General features: G+C 73.9%; 3 protein-coding genes and 1 pseudogene. 2 read left to right on the forward strand and 2 right to left on the reverse strand.

Translation table 11 applies throughout. From position 1 onward, the window contains the following. Together AB0J39_RS38200 and AB0J39_RS38205 are read right to left on the reverse strand one after the other, a co-directional pair. Positions 1-1,325: SMC family ATPase (locus AB0J39_RS38200; protein WP_363473897.1), on the reverse strand; the 1,325-nt coding region annotated here is incomplete at its 3' end. 67 nt (positions 1,326-1,392) lie between these two features. Next, positions 1,393-2,493 (reverse strand): exonuclease SbcCD subunit D, encoded by a 1,101-nt coding sequence (locus AB0J39_RS38205; RefSeq protein ID WP_363473899.1) that lies wholly within the window; start codon positions 2,491-2,493, stop codon positions 1,393-1,395. A 126-nt stretch (positions 2,494-2,619) separates the two neighbouring features. Here AB0J39_RS38205 and AB0J39_RS38210 point away from each other — a divergent pair, with 126 nt between their 5' ends. Both AB0J39_RS38210 and AB0J39_RS38215 read left to right on the forward strand, forming a co-directional pair. Then, a complete protein-coding gene (locus tag AB0J39_RS38210) occupies positions 2,620-4,113 on the forward strand; it encodes a prolyl oligopeptidase family serine peptidase (protein ID WP_363473901.1) in 1,494 nt (497 codons plus the stop codon). Positions 4,114-4,212: 99 nt separating this feature from the next. Then, a pseudogene (locus tag AB0J39_RS38215) lies at positions 4,213-4,704 on the forward strand (LytR family transcriptional regulator); the annotation flags it as partial.

Raw genomic sequence — 4,704 nt, forward strand, 5'->3', positions numbered from 1 at the left:
GCGTTGGGCACGACGACGTCCTCCAGGCCGTCCGTCTTGAGTTCCTCGATCGCCTCCTCCTCGGTCAGCTCGGCGAGCCCGTGTTCGGCGTCGGCGCGCTCGTCGCGAACCCGCCGGAGGCGCGCTTCCTCCGGGAGGATCTGGCGCACCCGGGCGACCTCGTCGCGCCGTTCCCGCTCCAGCGCGGCCAGCCGCTCGGGATTCACTCCCTCGGGCTCCTCACCCGGGTCCACGCCCGGTCCCGCGAGGGCGCGTGACGCCGCGAGGCCGGGAAGCGCGCGGAGCGTGGCGTCGGCGGCCAGCCGCCGCGCCTTGGCCGCGGTCTCCGCCCGCTGGCCGGCCTGCCGGATCAGCGGCGCCACCCGGTCGGCCCGCGCGGCCTCGTCGAGCATGGCCTGCAGGTCCGACCGCTCGTCGGCCGCCGCGTCGAGCTCCTGCCGCCGGGCGAGGGCGGCGGCGTGCCTGCGCTGCCGGTCGGCCAGGGCCCGGCCCTCCTCCAGGCGGGCGCGGGCGGACAGCAGCGCCTCATGGCTCGCCGTGCCGGCCGCGACCGCGCCGGCGAGCGCGCCGCGGGCGAGGTCGAGCACCTCCCGCGACCAGGCGGCGGGCTCGGCGGCGTCCTCGGGCAAGGGCAGGTCGTCTCCGGCCGCGCCGCGCATGCGGTCGAACACCGACTCGACCCGCTGGCCCAGCTCCTGCGCATCCCGCCAGGTGCGCGTCCGGTGGTCGGCGAGCCACCGCTCCACGTCGCCGAACACCCGCACGGAGAAGAGCCGTTCGAGCAGTTCCCGCCGCTCCTCGCCGCCGGCTCGCAGGAACTTCGCGAACTCGCCCTGCGGCAACATCGCGACCTGGCAGAACTGCGCCATGGTCATGCCGGTCAGCGTGTTCACGAGGTCGCCGGCCTCGTCGCTGCGGGTGCTTCGCGCGATCCACCGTCCGCCGGGCTCGGTCAGCTCCTCGACGAGCTCCTCGACCAGGGCTTTCGCCTTCTCCTCCACCAGGCCCGAGCCCCTCAGCTTCGGCCGCATCCAGGCGGGCGAACGGGTGATACGCAGGCGCCTGCCCCGGATCGTCACCTCCAGCGTCACCGACGGCCCCCGGTCGGGCGGCGCGTGGTCGCAGCGCAGGCTCCGGGCGCTCTCCCGCTGTCCGGGCACCCTGCCGTAGAGGGCGTAGCAGACGGCGTCGAGCACGGTCGTCTTCCCGGCGCCGGTCGGCCCGTGGATCAGGAACAGGCCCGCCTCGCCGAGCGCGTCGAAGTCGACCTCCTCCGTCCCGGGGAACGACCCGAACGCGACCAGGCGCAGCCGATGCAGCCTCACCGGACCTCCAAACTCGTCCACGGACCGGGCCCGCGCTCCCGCACCGCCACCCGCGCGGACAGGCCCCTCATGCGCTCTCCTTGATGCGGCACGCCTCGACCGCCTCCTCCAGCAGGCGCCGTTCGTCGTCGTCGGCGGGCTCGCCGCGGACTTCGCGGACGAAGTCGAGCGCCACCTCGATCTCGGGCCTGCCGGCGATCCTCGCCCGGGCCACCGGTCCCCGCGCCACACCGTCCGGCTCGAAGGCGAGCGCCAGCGCGTGCGGGAAGCGCCGGCGCAGGCGCTCCATCGCCTCGCGCGGCCGCACCGGATCGGTCAGCGTCACCTGCAGCCAGTGGTCCTCGTACCGGTCGTAGCGGGCGTCGGTCAGCAGGTCCTCGATGCGGCCCCGCACCGTGCTCACCGGCCGGGGCACGGGGGCGGGGACGAACTCCGTCCCGCCGGTGGCGAGGTCGACCAGCCAGGAACCCTTGGTGTGGCCGGCCTCGGAGAAGGAATAGGCGATCGGCGATCCGCTGTAGCGGACGGTCTCGCTCATCACCTGGCGCCCGTGCAGATGGCCGAGCGCCGCGTAGTCGACCCCGGCGAAGGCGCTCAGCGGCACGTTGGAGACGCCGCCGACGCTGATGTCCCGCTCGCTGTCGCTCGCCTCTCCCCCGGTCACGAAGGCGTGCGCGAGCACCACCTTGCGCGCCGCCGGATGCGCCCGGACGCGCTCCATCGCGTACGAGACCGCGGCGGTGTGGCTGCGCTCGGCCAGCTCCCACGGCCCCCGGACGAGCTCGGGCTCCAGATAGGGGATGCCGAAGAACGCCACGTCGCCGATCATGATCGGCTCCCAGGCCCGGCCGGGGTCGGTGCGCAGATGCACCCGCTCCATGAGGTCGGCGCCGAAGCCCAGCCGTACGGCGGAGTCGTGGTTGCCGCTGATCAGCACGGTGTGCACGCCGAGGGCCTTGAGCCTGGCCAGCGCCTCGTTGCACAGCGCGACCGCGTCGACGGGCGGCAGGGCCCGGTCGTAGACGTCGCCGGAGATTACGACGGCGTCCACGCGCTCGGCACGCACGGTCTCGACCAGGTGGTCGACGAACGCCGCCTGGGCGCCGAGCAGGCTCTCGCGGTGGAACGACCGGCCCAGATGCCAGTCGGAGCTGTGCAGGACACGCATGTCGCAGGAAGCTAACAGGTCCCGCCGACAAACACGGCCCCAACCACCCCTCTGGTGCGCATCGTAAATGGCGAGTAATGACTTAGCCTGGATTCGGTATCGCGCGCACGCATGGGGGAGCGCCTCATGAACGTCGGCCGGGGCACTCTCGGAGTGATCGCCGGTGTGCTGATGGTGATGCTCGCCGCCGTCGGCCACCTGCTCTCCCCTCCGGCCTTCGACCCCCCACCTCTGCCCGATTCGCCCCTGTTCCGCGAGATACCTCCGCAGCCGGCCGCCGAGGTACGCCCGGTCGCCCGCACCGACAGGTTCCGTACCGAGACGATCCTCGTTCTGGCGAAGAACGAGACGTTGAAGGCGACGATCAGGGCGCCCCTGTCCCCGGGGCGCCACCCGGCGATGGTGTTCGTGCAGGGCTCGGGGTCGGGCGACGGCGGGGAGTTCACCCAGCAGGCCGAGTGGCTGGCCCGGGCGGGCATCGTGACGCTGGCGTACGACAAGCGGACGGTGGGCTACTCCTTCCGCAGCCGCGACTTCGGGCTGCTCGCCGACGACGCCCTGCGCATGCTGCGGGTGCTGCGCGAGCGGCCGGACGTCGACCCGGCGCGGGCCGGCCTGTGGGGGGTCAGCGAGGGCGGCTGGGTCGTCCCCGTCGCCGCCGCCCGCGATCCGCAGGCCGCGTTCGCGGTCCTGGTCTCCTCCCCGAACGTCTCGCCGCTGCGCCAGGTCGCCTGGGCGCTGAACGAGCAACTGCTGCGCCTGCACGCCCCGACCGGCGTGCGCGATCTGCTCACCCGGGTGATGGGCGGGGTCGGCTTCGACTTCCTGCGCTACGACGGGGTGCCCGCCCTGCGCGGGATCAGTCAGCCCGTCCTCGCGTTGTACGGCACCGACGACCCGTCCATCCCCTTCGTGGAGAGCACCGAGACGCTCACCGGCGCCCTGACGCGAAGCGGCAACACCGACTACACGATCCGCTTCCTCGCGGGGGCCGACCACGCGATGCGGATCCGCGGCGGGCCGTACGCGGCGGACTACCTGCCGACGCTGGCGAACTGGATCAAGGACCTGCCGCGTACGGCCAGGTCCCCGGTGCCGATCGCGGGGGCGACCCCGGTGCAGCGCTTCGAGGCGAGCGACGTGCCCGCCGCGCCGTGGTGGGGGGACAGCACCATCCTGTGGCTCACGCTCTGCCTGACCGCGGTCGGATACGTCGCGGCGCCGGTCACCGAGATGGTCGTCCGGCTGCGCGGGCGCGACCTGCGACTGCAGGCCAGGGTCCACCTGTGGCCCGTCCTCAGGCGCCGGCTGCGCCGTATGGCGTGGACCGGGCTCGGTGAGCTGGCCGCCGTCATGGCGTTCATCACGCTCATCGTGCTGTTCTCCGTCAACCAGGCCGGCGCCTGGCCCGCCGTGCAGGCCGGGTGGCTGGTCGTACGGCTGCTGGCCATCGTGATGCTCGTGCAGACGGTCACGGCGTTCGCGGCGGTGGTGGGCGGCCTGCGGGACGGGTGGGAGCCGACGCTCTGGCAGAAGAGCGTCCTCGCCGGCGTGCTCGGCGGGACCGCGCTGCTGCTGCTGACCGCCGCTTACTACGGCCTGTTCGCCTTCCCCTGGTAGGGCGAGTCCCGGGTCGAGCTCTGGTCAAATGCCGGTATGGACTGCTCCGGCCCGGGCCGGTCGCCGGTTTTCCGCGGCCCGCGTCGCTTCAATTGACGCGTGGTCACCCCTGATCTGGCACCCCGGAAGGGCGCCGCGCCGCCGTCGGCGCGTCGCGGCGGGCCGGCACGGAGAGCCGCCGCGCTCATCGGCTGGGTGGCGCTGTCGGCGGTGCTGCCCGGCGCGGCCCACCTGCGGGCGGGCCGGTGGCGCACCGGGCTGCTCCTGCTCGGCGGCTACCTGACCGTGGCCGTCTCCGTCGCGGTCGTGGCCGCGGGCGCCGACGCGGGCCTCGCCGGGCACGCCCTGGGTTGGCTGAGCCAGATCTCACTGGTGTTCGCGGCCTGTGCCGTCGCCTGGTTCTGCCTGGTCGTCCGCTCCTACGTCGTCCTGCGTCCCGGGCGGCTGCCCCGCTCCGGGCAAGTCCTCACCGGCCTGGTCGCGGGGGTGCTCGCGGTCGCCGTCGCGGTGCCGTTCGCGGTCGCCGCGCGGTATGTCCGCGTGTCCGAGCAGACCCTCGACTCGCTCTTCGCCGCGCCGGACGGGTCCGGC

Source organism: Microbispora sp. NPDC049633 (assembly GCF_040675265.1).
GTDB classification, from domain to species: Bacteria; Actinomycetota; Actinomycetes; order Streptosporangiales; family Streptosporangiaceae; genus Microbispora; species Microbispora maris.

Excerpts from the sequence above, each read along its gene's own strand:
- AB0J39_RS38205 (WP_363473899.1), bottom strand. The coding sequence starts at position 2,493 with ATGCGTGTCCTGCACAGCTCCGACTGGCATCTGGGCCGGTCGTTCCAC.
- AB0J39_RS38210 (WP_363473901.1), top strand. The coding sequence starts at position 2,620 with ATGAACGTCGGCCGGGGCACTCTCGGAGTGATCGCCGGTGTGCTGATG.